At 61.0% G+C, this 22,232-nt stretch carries 18 protein-coding genes and 1 pseudogene; 3 read left to right on the top strand and 16 right to left on the bottom strand.

Annotation, left to right across the window (positions count from 1 at the left end):
• Positions 1-916 precede the first annotated feature (916 nt).
• Positions 917-1,543 carry a class I SAM-dependent methyltransferase gene (locus M1E04_RS00820; protein ID WP_456292231.1) on the top strand — a complete coding sequence of 209 codons (627 nt, stop codon included), beginning with the start codon at positions 917-919 and terminating at the stop codon, positions 1,541-1,543.
• Between the two features lie 78 nt (positions 1,544-1,621).
• Here M1E04_RS00820 and M1E04_RS00815 read toward each other — a convergent pair whose 3' ends face one another.
• The 11 genes and pseudogenes from M1E04_RS00815 to M1E04_RS00765 form a co-directional block, all read right to left on the bottom strand.
• On the bottom strand, positions 1,622-4,768 hold the full coding sequence (locus M1E04_RS00815) for an efflux RND transporter permease subunit (protein ID WP_369320013.1): 3,147 nt from the start codon (positions 4,766-4,768) through the stop codon (positions 1,622-1,624).
• A complete protein-coding gene (locus M1E04_RS00810; RefSeq protein WP_065991001.1) occupies positions 4,765-5,835 on the bottom strand; it encodes an efflux RND transporter periplasmic adaptor subunit in 1,071 nt (356 codons plus the stop codon). Before M1E04_RS00810 ends, M1E04_RS00815 begins: the two co-directional genes overlap by 4 nt.
• On the bottom strand, positions 5,832-6,971 hold the full coding sequence (locus M1E04_RS00805; protein WP_456292230.1) for an efflux RND transporter periplasmic adaptor subunit: 1,140 nt from the start codon (positions 6,969-6,971) through the stop codon (positions 5,832-5,834). The genes M1E04_RS00810 and M1E04_RS00805 overlap by 4 nt, the downstream gene beginning before the upstream one ends.
• Positions 6,972-7,685: 714 nt before the next feature.
• A complete protein-coding gene (locus M1E04_RS00800) occupies positions 7,686-8,720 on the bottom strand; it encodes an ABC transporter substrate-binding protein (protein ID WP_456292229.1) in 1,035 nt (344 codons plus the stop codon).
• Positions 8,721-8,807: 87 nt separating this feature from the next.
• Complete coding sequence (locus M1E04_RS00795) at positions 8,808-9,674, bottom strand: ABC transporter permease (RefSeq protein WP_122536747.1); 867 nt, start codon at positions 9,672-9,674, stop codon at positions 8,808-8,810.
• Between the two features lie 39 nt (positions 9,675-9,713).
• Positions 9,714-10,595 carry an ABC transporter ATP-binding protein gene (locus M1E04_RS00790; protein ID WP_407073235.1) on the bottom strand — a complete coding sequence of 294 codons (882 nt, stop codon included), beginning with the start codon at positions 10,593-10,595 and terminating at the stop codon, positions 9,714-9,716.
• 14 nt (positions 10,596-10,609) lie between these two features.
• The gene (locus M1E04_RS00785) at positions 10,610-11,503 is read right to left on the bottom strand and encodes a TauD/TfdA dioxygenase family protein (protein WP_296310323.1); all 894 of its coding nucleotides are present in this window, start codon (positions 11,501-11,503) and stop codon (positions 10,610-10,612) included.
• Positions 11,504-11,809: 306 nt separating this feature from the next.
• Positions 11,810-12,598: a MetQ/NlpA family ABC transporter substrate-binding protein gene (locus M1E04_RS00780; protein ID WP_065990991.1), complete on the bottom strand. Its 789-nt coding sequence runs from the start codon at positions 12,596-12,598 to the stop codon at positions 11,810-11,812.
• A gap of 217 nt (positions 12,599-12,815) precedes the next feature.
• Positions 12,816-13,631: pseudogene (locus tag M1E04_RS00775) on the bottom strand (sigma 54-interacting transcriptional regulator); the annotation flags it as partial.
• A gap of 131 nt (positions 13,632-13,762) precedes the next feature.
• Positions 13,763-14,344, bottom strand: a complete 582-nt coding sequence (locus M1E04_RS00770) for an alpha/beta hydrolase (protein ID WP_065991371.1) — start codon at positions 14,342-14,344, stop codon at positions 13,763-13,765.
• 293 nt (positions 14,345-14,637) lie between these two features.
• Entirely contained in the window at positions 14,638-15,708 is a 1,071-nt protein-coding gene (locus M1E04_RS00765; protein ID WP_456292228.1) for a fatty acid desaturase, read from the bottom strand.
• 110 nt (positions 15,709-15,818) lie between these two features.
• Between M1E04_RS00765 and M1E04_RS00760 the strand changes: the two genes are divergently transcribed.
• Positions 15,819-16,826 carry an AraC family transcriptional regulator gene (locus tag M1E04_RS00760; protein ID WP_456292227.1) on the top strand — a complete coding sequence of 336 codons (1,008 nt, stop codon included), beginning with the start codon at positions 15,819-15,821 and terminating at the stop codon, positions 16,824-16,826.
• Between the two features lie 12 nt (positions 16,827-16,838).
• Here M1E04_RS00760 and M1E04_RS00755 read toward each other — a convergent pair whose 3' ends face one another.
• Entirely contained in the window at positions 16,839-17,549 is a 711-nt protein-coding gene (locus M1E04_RS00755; RefSeq protein ID WP_456292226.1) for a Crp/Fnr family transcriptional regulator, read from the bottom strand.
• Positions 17,550-17,655: 106 nt separating this feature from the next.
• Here M1E04_RS00755 and M1E04_RS00750 point away from each other — a divergent pair, with 106 nt between their 5' ends.
• Complete coding sequence (locus M1E04_RS00750) at positions 17,656-18,192, top strand: Mpo1 family 2-hydroxy fatty acid dioxygenase (protein ID WP_456292225.1); 537 nt, start codon at positions 17,656-17,658, stop codon at positions 18,190-18,192.
• Between the two features lie 236 nt (positions 18,193-18,428).
• Here the strand turns inward: M1E04_RS00750 and M1E04_RS00745 are convergent, their stop codons facing one another.
• The 4 genes from M1E04_RS00745 to M1E04_RS00730 form a co-directional block, all read right to left on the bottom strand.
• On the bottom strand, positions 18,429-19,418 hold the full coding sequence (locus M1E04_RS00745) for a sulfate/molybdate ABC transporter ATP-binding protein (protein ID WP_456292224.1): 990 nt from the start codon (positions 19,416-19,418) through the stop codon (positions 18,429-18,431).
• 3 nt (positions 19,419-19,421) lie between these two features.
• Entirely contained in the window at positions 19,422-20,294 is an 873-nt protein-coding gene (gene cysW, locus M1E04_RS00740) for a sulfate ABC transporter permease subunit CysW (protein ID WP_065990981.1), read from the bottom strand.
• A 12-nt stretch (positions 20,295-20,306) separates the two neighbouring features.
• A complete protein-coding gene (cysT, locus tag M1E04_RS00735; RefSeq protein ID WP_065990979.1) occupies positions 20,307-21,128 on the bottom strand; it encodes a sulfate ABC transporter permease subunit CysT in 822 nt (273 codons plus the stop codon).
• A 68-nt stretch (positions 21,129-21,196) separates the two neighbouring features.
• Positions 21,197-22,207, bottom strand: coding sequence for a sulfate ABC transporter substrate-binding protein (locus tag M1E04_RS00730; protein ID WP_065990978.1), 1,011 nt, complete (start codon positions 22,205-22,207; stop codon positions 21,197-21,199).
• Positions 22,208-22,232 lie beyond the last annotated feature (25 nt).

Below are 22,232 nucleotides of genomic sequence, written 5' to 3'. Positions count from 1 at the left end.
AATGGATGGCGCTACCACGGGCCTCTTCCCGGCTGAAGCCGGTCCCACTAACAGCATGCGTTCATTCAGTGGGACTGGATTTGGCCGGTCCTACTATTGGCACGGGTTCATTCAGTAGAACCGGCTTTAGCCGGGAATGCGCCAGGCGTCACACCGCAAAATGGATGGCGCTACCACGGGCCTCTTCCCGGCTGAAGCCGGTCCCACTAACAGCATGCGTTCATTCAGTGGGACTGGATTTGGCCGGTCCTACTATTGGCACGGGTTCATTCAGTAGAACCGGCTTTAGCCGGGAATGCGTCGGGCGTCACACTGCAAAATGGATGGCGCTGCCATGGGCCTTTTCCCGGCTGAAGCCGGTCCCACTAACAGCATGCGTTCATTCAGTGGGACTGGCTTTCGCCGATCCCACTATTGGCATGAGTTCATTCAGTAGGACTGGCTTTAGCCGGGAAAGCGTCGGGTGCGACACTGCAAAATTGATGGCGCTGATACAGGCCTCTTCCCGGCTGAAGCCGGTCCCACTAACAGCATGCGTTCATTCAGTGGGACCGGCTTTCGCCGATCCCACTATTGGCATGGGTTCATTCAGTAGGACTGGCTTTAGCCGGGAAAGCGCCAGGTGCGACACTGCAAAATGGATGGCGCTGCCACCGGCCTCTTCCCGGCTGAAGCCGGTCCTACTATTGGGATGCAGTGGGACTGGATTTGGCCGGTCCTACTATTGGCACGGGTTCATTCAGTAGGACCGGCTTTAGCCGGGAATGCGTCGGGCGTCACACTGCAAAATGGATGGCGCTGCCACCGGCCTCTTCCCGGCTGAAGCCGGTCCTACTTACGGCATGCAGTCCCGCCAGGAGATTGCAATTCGCGAGCGGGGTATATTGGCGGCCTTATTTGCCCAGACACCCGCCCCATGAAACTCGACTCAGAAGACCTCGCCCAGATCACCGCCACTACCCTCGGCAATTACAACGAGGTCGCCGAGGGCTTTCGCGAAGGGACCCGCGACCATGATGTGAGCCAGAACATCGACGCGCTGCTGCGCAATATCACTGGCCCTGCGCCGTTTCAGATTCTCGATTTTGGCTGCGGGCCAGGCCGTGACCTGCAAACCTTCACCGCCATGGGCCACATCGCCACCGGCCTGGACGGCTCCGAACGTTTCGCCGACATGGCCCGTGTCGACAGCGGCTGCGACGTGCTTCATCAGAACTTCCTTGAGCTGAACCTCCCGAATGAACGCTTCGACGGCATCTTCGCCAACGCGTCGCTGTTCCACGTCCCTCGTCAGGAGTTGCCTCGGGTGCTGCGCGAATTGCACGCCGCGTTGAAGCCCGGCGGCGTATTGTTCAGCTCCAATCCCCGGGGTGACAATCAGGAAGGCTGGAAAGGCGAGCGCTATGGCGCGTTTCATGACCTGGCGTCATGGACCGGACTGCTGACCGAAGCCGGATTCACCGAGGTCGAGCACTACTATCGACCTGCTGGATTACCCAGGGATCAGCAACCCTGGCTGGCGAGTGTCTGGCGCAAGGCTTGAAGGGATTCAGGCATTTCACGCGTCACAAGATTCGCCACCAACGGGGCGAGCCGGCACAGATCCCGGCTCGCCGTTCGTTTATCGAGCAGGCGTCGGCCTTTCGTCCGCGCCACCTTGATCGCGCTCATTGTCTGCGCTCTTTTCCTGCTTCTCCCGCTCAGCGTTCTGACGCTCTTCGTCACTCGGCTCCTTGATCTTGTACCAGGCCACGTAAAGCGCTGGCAGGAACAGCAACGTCAACAGAGTCGCGATGATGATCCCGCCGATCATCGCGTAAGCCATCGGCCCCCAGAACACTTCGCGGGCGATGGGGATCATGCCCAGGCTTGCCGCCGCAGCGGTCAGGAGGATCGGACGACGACGGTGTTCAGTCGCCTCCGCCACTGCGTCCCAAGGCAGATAGCCGGCCACTTCATACTCATGAATCTGCGTCACCAGAATGACCGAGTTACGGATGATGATGCCGATCAGCGCCAGAATCCCGAGGATCGCCACAAACCCCATCGGCGTCCCGGTCGGCACCAGCGCGAGCACCACGCCGATCAATCCCAACGGCGCAACGCTGGCGACGATGAACATCTTCTGCACGCTGTGCAGCTGAATCATCAGGAACGTGGCCATCAGGAAGATCATCAACGGCACGACCTTGGCGATCGGCCCCTGCGCCTTGCCGCTCTCCTCCACCGTGCCGCCCGTGGCGACCTTGTAGCCCACCGGCAACCCGGCGGCGAATTTGTCGATCTCGGGCTTGAGTTCCTTGACCAGGTCAGTCGGCTGCATGTCGTCGCTCACGGCGGCCTTGAGCGTGATCGTCGGTTTGCGATCGCGACGCCACACCAGCGGCTGTTCCAGTTCGTAGCGCACATTGGCGAAGGCCAGCAGCGGAATCGACGTGCCTTGGGGCGTGACGATCTGCAGGTTTTGCAGGGTTTCCGGTGACCCGCGCTCGGCATCCACCGCACGACCAACGACGTTGATCAGGTAGATGTCATCGCGCACCTGGGTCACCGCCGAGCCGGTTACGACGCTGTTCATCAACTGCGCAACGTCCTCGGACGACAAGCCCAGCTGCCGCGCCTTGTCCTGGTTGATGTCGATGCGCAGGACTTTGCCGGGCTCGTTCCAGTCGTAGATCATCTCGCCGATGTGCTGGTTTTTGTCCAACAGCGTGGCGAGTTCGATGGCGTGCTGGCGCACTTCATCAATGTTCTCGCCGCTGACCCGGTACTGAATCGGACGACCCACCGGCGGCCCCATTTCCAGCGCCTGCACATAAGTGCCGATGCCGACGAAGTCATCACGCAAGCGTTTTTGCAAGCGCTCGGTCAACGCGCCGCGCTCTTCCAGCCCTTTGCTGACGATCACCAACTGCGCGTAGTACGGGTTCTCCAGCTGCTGATCCAGTGGCAGGTAGAAACGCACCGCGCCTTCGCCAATGTAAGTGCTCCAGCTGACGATGTCCGGATCGTCCTTGAGGGTCGCCTCAAGCTTGTCCACTGCGCGGCGGGTCTCGTTGATCGACGCGTTCTGCGGCAGGTTGAGGTCGACCAGAATCTCCGGCCGGTCCGATGACGGGAAGAACTGGTTTTGCACGAAGCGCATGCAGAACAGCGAGGTGGCGAACAGCAAAATCGTGATGATGATGGTCAGCCAGCGATGGCGCATGGCCCAGAACATCGAGCCGTTGAACGCCCGTGCGATGCGACCGGGCTTGGCGTTCTCATCGTGCTTTTTCACGTTTTCGCTGAGGATGTGCACGCCGATCACCGGCGCGAACAGCACGGCAACGACCCACGACACCAGCATGGCGACGGCAATCACTGCGAACAGCGTAAAGGTGTATTCACCTGCCGAGCTGGCGTTCAGGCCGATCGGCACGAAGCCCGCGACCGTCACCAGCGTACCGGTGAGCATCGGGAAGGCCGTCGAGGTGTAGGCGTAGGTCGCGGCCTGGGCTTTGGTCTCACCTTTTTCAAGGCGTGACACCATCATCTCCACGGTAATCATCGCGTCATCGACCAACAGGCCGAGGGCAATGATTAGCGCGCCCAACGAAATACGCTGCATGGTGATGCCGCTGTATTCCATGAACACGAAGACCATCGCCAGCACCAGCGGGATCGAGCAGGCAACCACAAGCCCCGCACGCATGCCGAGGCTGATGAAGCTCACGATCAGTACGATCACCACCGCCTCGAACAGCGCGCTGGTGAAACCACCGACGGCTTTCTCTACCACTTGCGCCTGATCGGACACCACGTGCACGCCCACGCCAATCGGCAGGTCGGCGGTCGCGGCGCTCATGCGTTCGTGCAACTGCTTGCCGAACTCCTGAACGTTGCCGCCCTTCTTCATGGCGATGGCCAGGCCGATGGCGGTCTTGCCGTCGAAGCGGAACAGCGGCTTGGGCGGATCCACGTAGCCGCGGGTAATTTCGGCGATGTCGCTCAAGCGATAGAAGCGATCGTTGAGGCGCAGGTTGACGTTTTCCAGGTCTTTTTCCGACGCGAACTGGCCGGAGGTGCGCACTGATATGCGCTCAGGACCCGCCTCGATGACCCCGGCAGGCGTCACGGTGTTTTGCGATTGCAGGCTTTGCACGACCTGACGTTGATCCAGCCCCAGGGCGGCCAGCTTGCGGGTGGAGAAGTTCAGGTAGAGCACTTCGTCCTGCTCGCCGATCATCTCGACTTTGCCCAGACCCGGCACGTCGCGGATCTGGACGCGCACTTGCTCCACGTAGTCGCGCAGCTGGCGCAGGGTCAGGCCGTCGGAGGTAAAGGCGTAAATCGAACCGTAGACGTCGCCGAATTCATCGTTGAACGCCGGGCCTTGAATCCCCTGGGGAAATTGCCCGCGAATATCGTCGATCTTCTTGCGCACCTGGTACCAGATGTCAGGAATGGCCTCCGCGCTGGTGGTGTCGCGCAGGTAAACCATAACAGTGGACTCGCCCGGCCGGGTGTAGCTCTTCACGTAGTCGAGGGAGTCGAGTTCTTCGAGCTTTTTCTCGATGCGGTCGGTCACCTGCTCAAGGGTTTCATCCACGGTCGCGCCCGGCCAGCGGGTTTGTATGACCATGGTCTTGATGGTGAACGAAGGGTCTTCTTCGCGTCCCAGGTTCATGTAGGAAAACACGCCCATCAGCAGGCCGACGAACATCAGGTACCAGACAAAAGACTGATGCTTGATCGCCCAATCGGAGAGGTTGAACGTCCCTTTCATCGTGGGCTTTCCTTATCGACTTTGATTTTCTGCCCCGGCTTGAGGCTGTTGACGCCGGCGGTCACAATGCGATCGCCATCGTTGACGCCACCGGCCAGTACCACGGAATCATCACTGCGGCTGACGACCGTGACGACGCGTGGGGAAACCGTTTGATTCTGCGTGTCGATGACCCAGATCTGCGTTTTGCCATCCACTTCCTGCACGGAGGTGGCGGGCAGCTCGATGCGCGGTTTGATCGCCGAGCTCAGGGTCACGCTGATCGCTGTGCCCAAGCGGAAGGCCGACGGCGTTTCTGCCAGAGTCAAACGTGCGCGACGGGTGCGCGTGGTGCTTTCGGCCTGGGGTTCGAGTTCTCGCACCGTCGCGGTGGTGTTGATCTCTGGCTCCAACTGGCTGGCGACTGTAAACACGACGTCGCTGGGCAGTTGATCACTCAATTGCGCCGGCAGGTCGATGACCGCCTCCTTGATGTCCGGGCGCGCCAGTGTCACCACCTGCTCACCTGCGCTGACCACCTGGCCGGCCTCGACTTTCCATTCGGTGACGACGGCATCGTGATCGGCGCGCAGCTCGCTGTAGCTCAGCTGATCCTTGGCCTGTTGCGTCGCGGCCTTGGCCTGGTCGTAGGAAGACTGGGTGGTTTTCAGGTCGGTGACGGCGACATCCAGCGCAGCCTGGGCGCCGACGCCGCGATCAAACAGCTCGTGCTGCCGACGGGCGTTGGCTTGGGCGTTGATTAACTGGGCTTCGACCCGGGCCAGATCGCCCTGGGTCGAGCGCACCTGGTTCTGTTGGTCCGTCGGGTCGAGCACCGCGAGCATGTCGCCCTTCTTGACCTGTGCGCCGACATCGACACTGCGCTGGGCGATGCGGCCCGAGACGCGAAAACCCAAGGTACTTTCATAGCGCGCGGCAATGTTGCCGGCGAAGCGACCGAGGCTTTCTTGCGCCTGGGGCTTCACTTCGATGAACAGCACCGGCCGAACAGGCTCCGGCGGCGGCTCTTCCTTGCTGCAGGCGCTCAACAGCAGCCCGGTCAATATGATTCCCGGCAGGCGCTTCATGGCTTGTCTCCTGTCGGTTGTTTGGAGGGATCGGGGTACACGTCGGCGAGTTCGACCTGCATGTCGGGGTGCAATAACTGGTTGCCGGCAACGACCACTTTTTCGCCGTTCTTCAGACCGTCGACAACGATCACTTTGCCCGTCAGGTAGCGCCCGACCGTGACGCCGCGCAGGCTTACCTTGTTGTCACCATCGACCACCCAAACGGCAGGCTGGCCGAGCTGATCGCCCAGGCCCTTGGTGAGGGCCGACCACGGCAGTTCGACGCTGGTCCTGGCCGGCACGCTCAGCGCGGCACTGACCACCGAACCCAAGTCCATGCCCGGCGGCAGGGAGCTGAGTGCGATCTTCACTTGCAGCGTGCCCGTCTGGGCTGACACGGCTGGCGTGACTTCACGGACTTTACCGACGGCCTTGACCTTAGGGTTGTCCAGCAACGTGACTTCAACCGGCTGGTCGGTGGGCGGGTTAACGAACAGCGATTCGTAAACGTTGAACACGGCATCGCGCTCACCGTCACGGGCCAGACTGAAGATCGGTGCCGTCGGTTGCACGACCTGGCCGACTTCGGCCTGCCGCGCGGTGATGATCCCCGGCGCGTCGGCGATCAAGGCGGTGTAACTCAGTTGCTCGCGGGCGTTGGCCAGTTGCGCCTGGGCGGCTTTGAGCGCGCTCTGGCTGCCGCGCAATTGCGCCTGGGCCGAATCGTATTCACTGCGACTGGTGTAGCCCTTGGGTAGCAGTTTTTCCTGACGCACGAAGGCGGCGGAGGTCTGTTTCACGCGCGCCTGCTCGGCGGCAACGGCAGCGATGGCGGAGTCGACGTTGGTTTGCAGGTCTTTAGGGTCGAGTTTGGCCAGCACTTGCTTGGCCGACACCCGATCGCCGACATCGACCGAACGCTGAATGATCTTGCCGCCGACCCGGAACGAAAGCTGCGTCTGCACCCGCGCCTGCACGTCCCCGGTCAGTGCCACGTCCGCAGCAAAATCGACCGTCTTGACCTCCTGCGCCTGCACGCGTGCGAGCACGGGCTCCTGAGGCTTTTCCTTGCCACAGCCGGCGAGAACGGCCAGGCACAGACCGATGGAAATAACGGTCAGACGACCACGAAAAAGAGGGAGTTGGGCGGGCATGCAAGCTCCTTGTGCCAAGCCATTACGACACCGCGCCGCCGAACGCCGTTGCGATGTGGTCATGCGACTGTGAGCGTAGATCAGGGTTCCTTGGGGTAAGGAACTCTGCCGGGCTCTAGGTCGCACGCCAATTTACGCTAGAGCGCGCCTGTTCGCGATGGGGGCGGGTCTATGACATCGATGTTGGCAGACACACCGCCTTCGCGAGCAAGCTCGCTCTCATGAACATGACAACGCCGCAGCTCTGCCTGCGGACACTGCTTAAAGGGGACTGATTTATTTACAACTCCACCGTAAATTAATCTGTCCCCGCGCTAGCAGTCTGCCGCAGGCATTTTGAGTTACTGAGTCTTGCCAACGCTTCGCGTCACATCCCCCCAAGCCCAAGGCGCCCCGGCAAGAGCAGATGCCGGCTTTTGGATTACCGCACTCGGGGACAGATTAATTTACGGAGAAGCGCTGTAAATAAATCAGTCCCCGTTTAACCCACCGCCTTCGCGAGCAAGCCCACTCCCACAGGGGTTGTGTTTGACGCGAAACAGCGCCTCGTCTGGACGACGGGATATCTCACAAGTTCGCTGCGTCCCAAACATCTGGCTCGCACGCAAATCCCCTGTAGGAGCAATCGGAGGTTACGACGGTCGCGAAGGCGGTGTGACCGGCACACCGCCTCCCTATCTGACGTGCCTAAACAGCCCGATCAGACATCAAGGATCAACTCCCCGCGCCACCGTGGGCTTCTTCGAAGAAGTAATCCTTCCAGCTGTCGGCCTTGTTTTTCAGCACACCCAGCTCGTGCAGTTTTTCGGCGTAGATGAACGTGCGCTGGGGCACGACGGTGAAGTCGATTTCAGGGTCGGAGACGATCTTCTCCACCAGCGGCAACGGCAGTTTCGATTTCTCGACGTCGATGTAGGTCTTCGCCGCCGCAGGCTTGTCCGCCTTGATGATTTTCTCGGCCTCGGCCAGCGCGTCGTAGAACGCTTTGTAGGTCTTCGGGTTTTGGTCGTGGAATTTCTGGGTGGTGTAGAGCACGTTGAACGTCGCCTGGCCGCCCAGCACGTCGTACGAACTCAGCACCTTATGCACCTTGGGGTTTTCCAGCTCCTGATACTGAAAGGGCGGGCTGGAAAAGTGCGCGCTGATCTCCGAACCGCCGGCGATCAGCGCCGAGGTCGCATCCGGGTGCGGCAGGCTGACCGAGATGTTGTCGAATTTCTTGAAATTGTCGTTCCCGAACAGCTTGGCGGTTTCGATCTGCAAGGTACGCGACTGGAAGCCCACGCCGGCCGCCGGCACCGCGATGCGGTCCTTGTCGGTGAAGTCGTTGAGGGTTTTCACGTTCGGGTTGTTGCTGAGCAGGTAATTGGGCATCGAGCCCAGCGAGGCGATCGCCTTGACGTTCTGCTTGCCCTTGGTCCGGTCCCAGATGGTCAGCATCGGCGGCACGCCCGCCGACACCACGTCCAGCGCGCCAGCCAGCAGGGCTTCATTCATCGCGGTGGCGCCGGAGATGCTGTTCCAGTCGACCTTGATGTCCAGGCCCTGTTCCTTGCCGTGCTTCTCGATCAGCTTCTGCTGCTGAACGACGTCCAGAATCAGATAACCGATACCGAACTGCTGGGCGATGCTGATCTTGCCTTCAGCGTGGGCGCCGCTGCTCAACAATGCGCCAGCCAGCCCCAATGCGGCGGCGAGCGCGGTCAGTGTCGGGCGCTTGGAGGGTGCAGCTGTCTTCGAAAAATCCATATATTTCTCACGATGAAGGCGAAAGGGGGTGACAGCCTCATTGCCTATCAAGCGGCCACAAGGCGGAGCGTTCGTTGATAAAGCAGATCAGCGCTGCATGCCCCACCGCTTCACGGTCAGACGCTCGACGTTGCTGAACAGCAGGTTTTCCACCAGCAGACCGATGATGATTACCGCCGCCAGACCCGCGAATACCTTGTCGGTGTACAGCTCGTTGCGATTCTGGAAGATGTACCAGCCCAGACCGCCCTTGCCTGAAGACGCACCGAACACCAGTTCAGCGGCGATGAGGGTTCGCCAGGCAAACGCCCAGCCGATCTTCAGGCCTGCGAGAATCGACGGCAGCGCCGCGGGGATCAGGATGTACCAGACGAACCGCAGCCCCTTGAGCCCGTAATTGCGCCCGGCCATGCGCTGGGTTTCAGAGACCCCGAGAAATCCCGCGTAGGTATTCAACGCCAGTGCCCAGAGCACGGAGTGCACCAGCACGAAGATCAGGCTGTTTTCACCCAGGCCGAACCACAGCAGCGACAACGGCAGCAGCGCGATGGCCGGCAACGGGTTGAACATCGCCGTCAGCGTGCCCAACAGGTCGCGGCCCAGTTGAGTCGACACCGCCAGGGTAGTCAGGCCGAACGCCAGGACGATGCCAATCAGGTAGCCCTTGACCAGGACCGTCAGGGAAATCCAGACCTTGGTCAGCAATTCGCCGCTGGCAATGCCGTCAATAAACGCCGAAGCGGTTTGCAGAAAGCTCGGCAGCAGCAAGTCGTTGCCTTGAATGCGCGCGGCGATTTCCCAGATGATCGCGAGGGCGACGAGGATGACGGCCTTGCGCACCCAGCTCACCTGCCAGATGCGTTGCGCGAGGGGAATATCGCGGGCCAGGTCTTCCTGCGTGAAAGGCTCCAGCACGACTTCGTATTCTTCCCGCAGAGGGGGTGAAAGGCTCATGGGTGCAATCTCTCGATGGGGTAGCGCGACGAACCGCGATCAGTAGGCAATCCGAACATCCTGAAACCGCAGATCCGGCTCGACTGCAGGCGCTTCGCCCTCGTCGAACAACAGCCGGTGAATGCGCTGAGCAGACGCCTGGAACTCAACCCCGCCAAGGCTTTTCAAGTTGTACTGATGGCTGTTGATCTCGGCGCGCACGCGGCCCGGATGGGGCGACAGCAGCAGAATCCGGTTGCCCACCACCAGTGCTTCCTCGATGGAGTGGGTCACGAACAGCAGCGTGAAGCGCACCTCTTCCCACAACTCCAGCAGCTCCTCCTGCATCTTGCGACGGGTCAATGCGTCGAGCGCGGCGAAGGGCTCGTCCATCAGCAGGATCTTGGGCTGCATCGCCAGCGCCCGGGCAATCGCCACGCGCGCCTTCATGCCGCCGGACAACGTGTGCGGATAGGCATCGGCGAAGGCGCTCAGGCCGACCTTCTCCAGGTAATACCGCGCACGTTCCTCGGCTTCACGACGCTTGAGGGTGCGCGAGGCCAGCAGCGGAAACATGACGTTCTGGATCACCGTCTTCCACGGCGGCAACTGGTCGAATTCCTGAAACACCACAATGCGGTCCGGCCCCGGCTCCCTGACCTGCTGGCCAGCCAGACGAATCTGTCCTTCGCTGGGCTGAATGAATCCGGCCACGGCTTTAAGGAGCGTGGACTTGCCGCAGCCCGACGGGCCGAGCAACACGAAGCGGTCGGCCGGATCGATTTCAAAACTGACCTGATGGGTGGCCCGCACTACGCGTTCCGGCGTGCGGTACTCAAGGCTGACGCCCTGTACTTGCAGCAGCGCTTCAGCGGTGGGCTGATTGGCCTGGTGCGCGTTCAAGCGATCGCTAGCCGTATGGCTTTGCAGAACAGCGTTCATGGAGCTCTCCTGGATCAGAACGGCGCATCGCCCTGAATGGTGGTGCGGTGCAAGCGACGGCGCAGGTGATCGGGCGTGCCGCCGGCCAGATGAATCAGCGAACGGTTGTCCCAGAACACCATGTCGTTCTCCTGCCACTTGTGGCGGTAAACGCCTTCCGGGCGAACGCTGTGGGCGTACAGCTCTGTGAGAATTGCCTGACTCTCGTCTTCCGGCAGGCCGACGATGTGGGTGGTGAAGCCTTCGCTGACAAACAGCGCCTTGCGCCCGTTTTCCGGGTGGGTGCGCACAATCGGATGGCTGACCACCGCAACCTGGGCCAGCTGTTCAGCGCTGAGGGTCGGGCGCCAGTTATCGGCGTTATGCCCATGGCTGTAGCGCGAGGTGTAGCTGTGCGCGGCGCTGCGACCTTCGACGGCCTTGCGCAGGTGCTCGGGCAGCGTGTCCCACGCCAGGTGCATGTCGGCGAACAGGGTGTCACCGCCTTCGCTTGGCAACTCCTGGGCGTAGAGCATCGAGCCCAGGCTCGGCAGTTCTTTGTAGGACAGGTCCGAGTGCCAGTACTTGCCCGCATCGCCCAGCCCCACCGGCTGACCGTTCTCGACGATATTGGAGACGATCAAAATTTCGGGATGATTGGCGAGAAGGAACTGCTTGAGCACATGAATCTGCAAGACGCCAAATCGGCGGCTGAAATCGATCTGCTGCTGCGGGGTGATGTGCTGATCGCGGAAAACAACCACGTGATAATCGAGATGCGCTTGATGCACGCGGGCAAAATCGGCGTCGTTGAGCGGACGGGACAGATCCAGACCGACGATTTCCGCGCCCACCTTTTCGGCGAATGGACGCACATCGAACGGCTGACCGGGCGCTTGCGCGGACGAAGCGTGGGAGGCTGCTGGCATGAGAACTCCGACTCCAAAAGGCGTGGCTGAGGAGAGAGGACTTTAAAGCTATAAGAACGGAAGTTTAAATATCGTTAGAGCATATGCATAGCGCCGAACAACCTATCGAAGGACGTCGGTACTCATTGTCATCACCGCAGCCGCAGGCCCGGAAACGTTGACGAATTTCTACGTTAAAACGCAAAAACGCGCTTGCCCGTCGCCACTCCCTGCAGCCGATGACAGTGCGTCAGCGGAGCGGGAGCAGCGGCGGGCAAGCGCGTTTTTTATCGTTGAGCGCGCGGCAGTTGCTCGCTCAGGCCTTCATCAGAACGCCGGCAGTACCGCGCCGTCGTACTTCTTGTTGATGAAGTCTTTGACTTGCTGGCTGGTCAGCGCTTTGGACAGCTTCTCGATCGCGTCGGTGTGAGCGTTGTCGGTACGGGTCACCAGATAGTTCACGTACGGCGAGTCGGCACCTTCCAGAATCAGCGCATCCTTTTTAGGGCTGAGCTTGGCTTCCAGCGCGTAGTTGGTGTTGATCAGATCCAGGTCAACCTGATCCAGCGCGCGCGGCAGCAGCGCCGATTCCAGCTCGCGGAATTTCAGGTGCTTCGGGTTGGTGGCGATGTCTTTCGGCGTCGCCAGAGCGTCTTTCGGGTCTTTCAGGGTGATCAGGCCGTTCTTCTGCAACAGCAGCAGGGCGCGACCGGCGTTGCTGCCTTCGTTAGGGATGGCAACGGTTGCGCCATCAGGCAGCTCGGCGATGGACTTCCACTTCTTCGAGTAGCCGCCGAACGGTTCAACATGTACGCCGACGCCGGTCACCAGCGTGGCGCCCTTGCCTTTGTTGAAGCCATCCAGATAAGGCTTGGTCTGGAAGTAGTTGGCATCCAGACGCTTCTCGTTCAGTTGCACGTTCGGCTGCACGTAGTCAGTGAAGACCTTGATCTGCAGGTCCACGCCTTCTTTGGCCAGTTCAGGCTTGATCAGCTCGAGGATCTCGGCGTGCGGAACAGCGGTGGCGCCCACAACGAGCTTCTCGGCAGCGTGTGCAGCGCTGATGCCCAGGGAGAGAGCGGCCGCCAGTGCGGTGAACAGAAACGTCTTCTTCATGCGATGTCCTTAATAGAAATCGGGTCGCCTCGTGGGCGACTGTGCCTTCGATCTGCCGCGGGATCGACCCTTGGCAGGGTGGCGGCTGATGCGGACAGTACCGAGATTTTTTATTCCGAGACAATACTTTTTAGTCGGATGGTTATGCTTTTTCGTTCTCAGGGGGCGTTTTCCCACCGGCCCATCAAATACATGAGCCCGAGTGCCCTCAGCGAACAGGCAGATTCAGGTGTTCCGGCAGGATTTCCGCACCGCTGCTGACCAGCAGCGCGAAGTGAATGACGTTCTCCAGCTCCCGCGTATTGCCCGGCCAGTAATGGGCTTCAAGCACGCGCTGCGCGTCCTCGCCGATCAACGGCATCTCGAAGCCGAAGCGCTGGCTGTAAATCCCCAGGAAGTACTCGGCCAGTGGCAGGATGTTGCCCGGCTGCTCGCGCAACGCCGGCAGATCGAGGCGCCCTTCGTTCAAGTAGCGATAAAGCCGCTCATGGAATTTGCCGGCGGCGACTGACAGGCGCAGATCGATGCTGGTCGCTGCGACCAGCCTGACGTCGACCTGGCTGGGCTGCGTGGCGCCGACGCGGGTGACTTCGTGGTTTTCCACCGCCGCCAGCAACTTGATCTGGATCGCCATTGGCAGGTCGGCGATCTCATCAAGATAAAGGGTGCCGCCGGTTGCCGAGCCGAACCAGCCGGCACGACTGCTGGCAGAACCGCTGTGGGCGCCAGCGGCATAACCGAACAGCTCGGCGTCGGCGTAAGTCGAGCTGATGGCGCCGCAGTTGACCGAAACGAACAACCCGGCCCGGTCGCTGCCACGGTGAATATGACGCGCGAGCAATTCCTTGCCCGTACCGGATTCGCCGCGGATCAGCACGGGCAGGTCCAGTGGCGCCAGCAGCTCCATCTCTTCGCGCAGCTGCCGTGATCGAGGATCGACGAACACCAAGGCCTTGGCGCGGATGCTCAGCGGGCTTTTTTCAGCATCAGGGAAGGTCAACAGCGGGTGGCTCGAAATGTCGGAAAGGCTCATGGCAGGCTCCCGCCCGGCCATTCATGGACCCGGGCGTTGAAAAAAAAGCCGCAGCACCTGTCGGTTCACTGCGGCGAAAATGATGCTGAGAACAGTGGGCTCGTGCGCAACGACGGTGACGTGTGCTGATGTCATGCGCGGCGGCGGGTAAGTTGCTCGATACGCCCTTGCAGCCGGTACAGGTAAGCGAAACCCTGCTCCCAACGCTGATGGCCGGACTTCACGTTGATATGGCCAGCGCCGCTGAGGATGCCGATTTCGGCGCCCCAGTTGCGGGCCATTTCCATTGCGCGCAACGCACTGACGGCTGAATCGTTGTCCGAGCTGACCACTTGGGTCGGGAACGGCAGCAGGTGCTCGGGAATCGGCGCGAAATTGCGGATCGCCGGCGGGCAATTGGGGCGTTCGACGTCAGCGGGGGCCACCAGCAAGGCCCCTCGCACCTGACGCAAACTCGTCAAAGGCGCCAGCTGCGCCCAATGGGCGACGGTGACGCAACCCAGGCTGTGGGCGATGAGAATCACCGGTGTGCTGTCAGAGGCGATAGCGCGCTGCAGTTCACCCACCCAATCTTCTCGACGCGGCTTGAGCCAATCGGCCTGCTCCACGCGCACGCTGTTGGGCAGGCTGTTCTGCCAGTGAGTTTGCCAATGGTCGTCGGCAGATCCTTGCCAGCCTGGCACGATCAAGTAACGGATCGATTCGTTATGCATGGCCTTCGCCTCCTGCATGGTGCGTTCATGGGGGCGAGTATAGGGATCGGACATATATTCGAAAAAGAATAAGAAGCTATTTATTAATAGCTCGAAAATATATGCCGCTGCATCAGAAGAAGGCGCCAAAAAAGAGGGCCACCCCCTGCCTTAAAGGGGTGACCCTGAGAATCACGCTGTCTGCCCCCAGCTCGCCGGGGATGAGCAGAGATTAAGGGGCGGTTGTTACAGAAATTTTTATCCGGAGAAATTTCCTACAAGCCGGCGGGGCTGGCGCAATGGGCCGCCAGGTATCAACCGCGCGCAGGCTTGAGCACCGAGACATTTTCAGTCATCCGTTCAAACCGGTTGGCCCGCACGAAGGTGCCGAAGTCATTGAAGCGCACGCCCATCTCAGCCATGACCTTGTGCGCAACGGATGCCGTCATCTGGCGGATGTAGAAAGGCTCCTTCACCACAAAATGATGGATGCCATGGGTGCTGCCGAAGTTGAAGCAGAACGCCTGCAGCGGCCACATCCACCACGGGTTGAGCACTTGGGTCTGCTGCATGACATTGCCCATCTCGACGTCGCCGTAGTAATGCATGTTCGAACTGACGAAATGCAGACAGAAGGTCCTCAGCACGTTCGGGCCCACCAACACCACAACAGCGATGTCGATGACGTGCATGACCGCCAGCGTATCCGCCGACCATTCAATCGGGCTGCCCATCAGACCGGCAATGCCATTGGCGGCATGGAAGCCGAGAAACACATACCACGTGCCCCAATTCGCCAGCGCCAGAGGCGCATAGACACGCAGGGTGCGCTTGAGAATGCTGAACGTATGCGCCCAGGTTTTCGCGCGCAGCATGCGGATCAGCGACGACATTACGTTATCGCCCACCATCAGAAACCGCGCCACGCCCCATGGCTCGCCGTTGGTGATGGCGCGCTCCTCCATATCGGCCTCGGTGCCGGAGACCTTGTGATGGTTGAGGTGCAGATGCCGACGAATCCATGGGTTGATTGTGCTCGGCCGCGCCAGCCAGACCAGTGCCAGCATCAGGTTATGGGGCACGCGCTGTTTGCGGAAATACATGCTGTGGATCAGGTCGTGTTCAAGCTCGTGGGTCAGCGAGGCGAAGAACGCATTCAGCAGCAGACACGACCACCAGGCCAGATAACCCCCGAGATAGAGCGCCGCGCTGCCGATCATGCCGGCCAGTGCGAAGAACAGGATGCCGGCGCCAATGGCGTCCTGATGCCGTAGCAGCGGATAGCGCTCACGCAACGCGGCGCCGTGGGCGGAAACCACGGCACGAATATGCGCTGATCGTTGTTGTGCATTCAGTCCGGCAGCACTTGCAGAAGTGTCGTGCATGATTCCATTCTCCGGTTTCAGGATGAAAAAACGTGGCACCACTGTGCCGCTTGGGGAGGGAAGCTGCCTGACCGTGAACGCCAATCTGTAGACCGGAGGCGCCAACCTGTATGTCTAAGCCGAGCATTCTCGCCAGCTGGACCCGCGCCCTGCGCAAGCAACTCGATGCTCTCGGCCTCGATAGCCTCGCACTGAGTCAGGCTGCGGGCCTGGATCCGCAGCTGATGGATGATCCCAACGCGCGATACCCGGTGACAGTGACCACCCGTTTCTGGGAGCTGGCGGTGCAGGCCAGTGGCGATCCGGCGCTGGGCTTGCGGGTGTCTCGTTTCGTCAGCCCGACGACCTTTCACGCACTGGGTTACGCGCTGGTCGCCAGCGGCTCGTTGCGTGAGGTGTTCGAACGCATCGTGCGTTATCACCCGGTGGTGAGCGACGCGCTGGTCATGAGCTTTGAACGTGTGGATGAGCGTTACGAATTTCGTTTCCGCGTGCCCGACGGCAGCCCGGTGCCGGCCAATGAGGCCATGGACGCCTTCGCCGCAATCTATGTGCGCACCTGTCGCAACCGCCTGGGCCGTCATTACGCGCCGCTGGCCGTGCACCTGATGCGTCCGCAACCGGAAGACCCTCAGCCGTGGCATGACGTCTTCCGTGCGCCGCTGTTTTTCGGCGCGGCGGAGAATCTGCTGAGTTTTGCCAGCGAGGATTTCGACAGGCACCTGGACGATGGAAATCCGGAGCTGGCCGTGCACAACGAAGCGGTGCTCAACCGCACCCTCGAGCAACTCAGTGCACTGACGTGGGAGCGCAAGGTGCGTGGCGCCATCGAGACCCACTTGCCGGAGGGCGAGCCGTCCGCCGAGCACATCGCCCACACGCTGCACCTGAGCCTGCGCAGCCTTCAACGCCATCTGGCCGACGAGGGTTGCCGCTACGACTTGCTGCTCAATCAATGCCGGCAGAATCTGGCCCTGCAGCACATGCGCGACCCCGGTTGCTCGCTCAGTGAAGTCGCCTATCTGCTCGGTTTCGCCGACACCAGCAGTTTCAGCCGCGCGTTCAAGCGCTGGACCGGCATCACGCCAAGCCAGTATCGCGAAGGAATGCTGCGCTGACGGGTGACGCCCTCAGCCGCATGCGCCGGTCAGGCGATGAAGGGCCGCCTCACGCAGCCATTCGATGTCCAGCACGCCGATAAGAGCGTGATCGCGGCGCACGATCTGCCGTTCGGCGAGCTGCCCCAGCACCCGCTCGACCACCTCACCGCTCAACCCGAGGCAGCGATTCGAGGCCATGTCGGCAAGGGGCACGCTGCGCACGGAGCGGTCCATCTCGCCATAGGCTTCGGCCAGCATCAGCAGCCGAAACGCCACGCGCTCTTCAGTCGGCATCAGGGTGATGTCTTCGATGGCGGGCACGGCGAGGCCGAGCTTGCGTCCCAGCAAATCGCGGAAGTGCCGCCAAAAGGCCGGGTGCTCGGCCAGCAGTTGCTTGAGTGGCGCGTGGGGCATGTGCAGGAGGATGACTGCATCCTGAGCGAACACATCGTGGGTTGCGGGGCGGTCGTCGAACAACGAGGCCTCGCCGAACCAAAAGGGCCGATAGCCTTCTGCCGGGGGCATGTCCCCCTGCTGCGGCTTGAGGGGATTGATGCGCAACGAGCCCGTGAGCAACGCGTACAGACCGGGCGCCGGGTCGCCGCGCTGGAAGATCGATTTGCCGGGCGTCACCCGGCGCTGCCGCATGCTGCTCAGCAAGCTATCCTGCAACAGCGCAGGCAGATCGCGGAACCATCGGTCGTTGATAAACCATGAGCGCCATTGGGTTCCATTCGTCATGTGAATCTCCTTTTGATAGCCGGCGTTTTGTTGCAGGCTGAGCCGTGCAGCGGGCTCAGCCTTAAAAAATCAGCGGCATGATCCACGTATCCACAGAGGAATAACAATGAAAAACCTCGTCGATCACCTCAGCCAGTACGCGGCCTACCACCGCGACACCCGCAATATCCTCACCCACTTCGTCGGCATTCCCCTGATCGTGATCGCGGTGGCCGTGCTGCTGTCACGCCCCGGCTGGACCAGTTGGTCCCTCGGCGGGATTTGGGTGTCGCCCGCTTTGCTGGTGAGTCTGGCCGCGACGTTTTTCTACCTGCGGCTGGATGCCTTCTTCGGCGTGCTGATGGGTGTTCTGCTTGCGCTGTGCCTGTGGCTCGGCGCCCATCTGGCGCAACAGACCACCATGGTCTGGCTCGGCGCAGGCGTCGGCTTGTTCGTGCTCGGTTGGGTGATTCAGTTTGTGGGCCATTATTACGAAGGCCGCAAGCCGGCGTTTGTCGACGACCTCACAGGCTTGATCATCGGCCCGCTGTTTGTCGTCGCCGAAGCGGCTTTTTTGCTGGGAATGAGAAAGAAGTTGCAGCACGCCATCGAAGCGCGAGTGGGCAAGACCCATCGGCGGGATTTGAAGAAGGCTGCGGTTTAAAGCTCAGACCCACCGCCTTCGCGACCGTAGTAACCTCCGATTGCTCCTACAAGGAATTTGCGTCCGGCCCGGATTGTGAGTACTCACACGAACCTGTAGGAGCGTGGCTTGTCCCGCGATCGGCGACGCAGTCGTCGCAAACTGGATAATGCGGTGCATCAGGCAGAACGCATTATCAGGATTGCTGCCGGTCCCCGGCAGATCGCGGGACAAGCCACGCTCCTACAGGGCTACGCTTAGAGGTTGTCGACTTTCTGCCAGACCTTCGGCTTGAAGAACAACGTCTCGCCCCTCGCCAGTCCGGTCAGGCTGTCATGGTCTTTCACCACTTCGGCTTCGATCAGCTCGGGTTGCCCTTCGACCCTCAGCGTCACCCGCGTCGTGGCGCCCAACGGACGGATGTCCCGTACCTCCGCTGCGTGGTGCCCTTCCACTTCATGCCGTGACAACGACACCTCGTGCGGGCGGAACAGCACGTGGTTGTCATCACCCAGGTGCAGGCGGTTCGAGTCACCCAGAAAGTGGTAGACGAAGTCGCTGGCCGGGTTCTCGTAGACGTCGCCGGGGGAGCCGATCTGCTCGATCACACCCTTGTTCATCACCACGATGCGGTCCGCGACTTCCATCGCCTCTTCCTGGTCGTGGGTCACGAATACCGAAGTCAGGTTGATGTCTTCGTGCAGCCGCGCCAGCCAGCGACGCAGTTCCTTGCGCACCTTGGCATCCAGCGCGCCGAACGGCTCGTCCAGCAGCAACACCTTGGGCTCCACCGCCAGGGCACGGGCCAGGGCAATCCGCTGACGCTGACCGCCCGACAGTTGCTCCGGATAGCGATCCGACAGCCAGTCCAGCTGCACCATGTTCAGCAGCTCATGCACTTTGACCGCGATCTGGCTCTCGTTCGGGCGCTGGTTTTTGGGCTTCATGCGCAGGCCGAAGGCGACGTTGTCGAACACCGTCATGTGGCGAAACAGCGCGTAATGCTGGAACACAAAACCCACGTTGCGATCACGCACGTCGTGGCCGGAGACATCCTCGCCGTGGAACACAATGCTGCCTTTGTCCGGCGTTTCCAGCCCGGCAATGATGCGCAGCAGCGTGGTCTTGCCACAGCCGGACGGGCCCAACAGCGCCACGAGCTCGCCACTCTGGATATCCAGACTGATGCCGTCGAGGGCCTTGAAGGCGTTGAAATTCTTGCTGACGTTACGGACTTCGATCGACATGAATTATTCCTCCGCCGCGTTTTTGCGCAGACGGCTAATGCGCGCTTCGCTCCACTGCTTGAGCAGCAGGATGAACAGCGCAAGGATCAATAACAGGCTCGCCACGGCAAATGCAGCCACGTGGTTGTACTCGTTGTAGAGAATCTCGACATGCAGCGGCAGGGTGTTGGTCACGCCGCGAATGTGGCCCGAGACCACAGACACCGCACCGAACTCGCCCATGGCCCGCGCGGTACACAGCACCACGCCGTAGATCAGGCCCCACTTGATGTTGGGGACGGTCACGTGCCAGAACATCTGCCAGCCATTGGCACCGAGCAGGCGCGCGGCTTCCTCTTCCTGCGTGCCCTGCTCCTGCATCAGCGGGATCAGTTCGCGGGCCACGAACGGCACGGTCACGAAGATGGTCGCCAGTACGATGCCCGGCAGGGCGAAGACGATCTGGATGTCGTGCTCCTGCAGCCAGGGGCCGAACACGCCACGGGCGCCGAACATCAGCACGTAGATCAGACCGGCGATGACCGGCGAGACCGAGAACGGCAGGTCGATCAGGGTGACCAGAATCGCCTTGCCACGGAACGAGTATTTACTCACGCACCAGGCCGCGGCGACGCCGAAGACCACGTTGAGCGGCACCGAAATCAGCACCGCGAACACGGTGAGCTTGAGGGCCGACAGCGCATCGGGCTCCAGGATGGCCGCGAAGAATCCGCCGAGGCCGTTGCTCAAACCCTGGCCGATCACCACCACCAATGGCAGCAACAGGAAGAACGCAAAGACCAGCCAGCCAAGGCCGATCAGAATGCGCCGCGACACCGCGCTGCCACGACGGGCAGCGTTGGCGGAGGACGCAGCAATGAGCGATGAATCAGACATAGGTGCGCCTCCTCAGTTAGGGGTTTCGATGCGTCGCTGCAACAGATTGATCAGCAGCAACAGCACGAACGACACCAGCAGCATCATCACGCCAATTGCCGTGGCGCCGGTGTAGTCGTACTGGTCGAGCTTGACCATGATCAGCAACGGCAGGATTTCGGTCTTCATCGGCATGTTGCCGGCGATGAAAATCACCGAGCCGTACTCACCCACGCCCCGGGCGAAGGCCAGCGCAAAGCCGGTCAGCCAGGCAGGCAACAAGGCCGGCACGAGGATGTGACGGAAGACTTGCAGGGGTTTGGCGCCAAGGCACGCCGCCGCTTCTTCGACTTCCCGGGGGATGTCCGCCAGCACCGGCTGAACCGTGCGCACCACGAAGGGCAAGGTGACAAAGGTCAATGCCAGGGTGATGCCGAAGGGGCTGTAGGCGATCTTGATGCCCATGTCGGCGGCGAACTGGCCGATGAAACCGGTGGGTGTGTACAGCGCGGTCAGCGCGATACCGGCGACGGCGGTGGGCAATGCGAACGGCAGATCGATCATCGCATCGATGATCTTGCGACCGGGGAAGGTGTAACGCACCAGCACCCACGCCAGCAGCGTGCCGATGACGCCGTTGATGATCGCCGCGAAAAACGCGGTGCCGAAACTCAGCCTGAGCGCTGCGAGCACGCGAGGCGCGGTGACGATGTTCCAGAACTGAGCGGCGCTCAGCTGGGACGCGTGGATGAACATGACCGCAAGCGGTATCAGCACAATCAGGCTGAGGTACACCAATGTGTAACCCAGCGTCAGCCCGAAGCCGGGTATGACGGGGGATATGCGTCGCGACATAAAAGTCCTTGGTTTACACACGTTACCCGGAACAAGTCCGGGTCCTTTTATTCCGTGGAGCGCTGCGGTTACTGCGGAATGTAGATCTGATCGAACACACCGCCGTCATCGAAGAACTTGGGCTGAGCCGATTTCCAGCCGCCGAAATCTTTGTCGATGGTCAGCAGATTCAGTTTAGGAAACTGCTTCTCGTACTTGGCGGCCACTTCAGCGTCACGGGGACGATAGAAGTTTTTCGCCGCGATTTCCTGGCCTTCCTTGCTGTACAGGTGCTTGAGGTATTCGGTGGCGATTTCGGTGGTGCCGTGCTTCTCGGCGTTCTTCTCGACAACGGCCACGGGAGGCTCGGCCAGAATCGACAGCGAAGGTACGACGATGTCGAACTTGTCGGCGCCGCCGCCTTCTTTCAGCGCCAGGAACGCTTCGTTTTCCCACGCCAGCAACACATCACCCTGACCGTTGTTGACGAAAGTGATGGTCGAACCGCGCGCACCGGTGTCCAGCACAGGCACATGCTTGAACAGCTTGCCGATGTATTCCTTGGCCTTGGCTTCATCGCCGCCATTGGATTTGAGACCGTAGCCGTAAGCCGCCAGGAAATTCCAGCGAGCGCCGCCCGAGGTTTTCGGGTTTGGCGTGATGACCGACACGCCGTCCTTGATCAGGTCGGCCCAGTCATGGATGCCTTTCGGGTTGCCCTTGCGCACCAGAAACACAATGGTCGAGGTGTACGGGGTGCTGGCGTCCGGCAGTTTGGTCTGCCAATCCGCAGGGAGGGTCTTGCCCAGCTTGGCGATTTCGTCGATGTCGCCGGCGAGCGCCAGGGTCACCACGTCGGCAGGCGAGCCGTCGATCACCGAGCGGCCCTGCTTGCCGGAGCCACCATGGGACTGGTTGATCTTCACGGTGTCGCCCGGGTGGGATTTTTTCCAGTAGCTGATGAATTCGGCGTTGTAGTCCTGGTACAGCTCGCGCGTAGGGTCATACGACACGTTCAGCAGGGTGAAATCCTTGGCGACAGCAGAACCGGCAAACACCGCACTGGCGAGCGCGGCCAGCGCATAACGACGAATGGACATGAATCAAGCTCCTGGACGAATTTTC

Source organism: Pseudomonas sp. AK106 (assembly GCF_053903055.1).
Note: the sequence above shows the minus strand (reverse complement) of the source record. Positions and strands in the feature narration are given on the sequence as shown.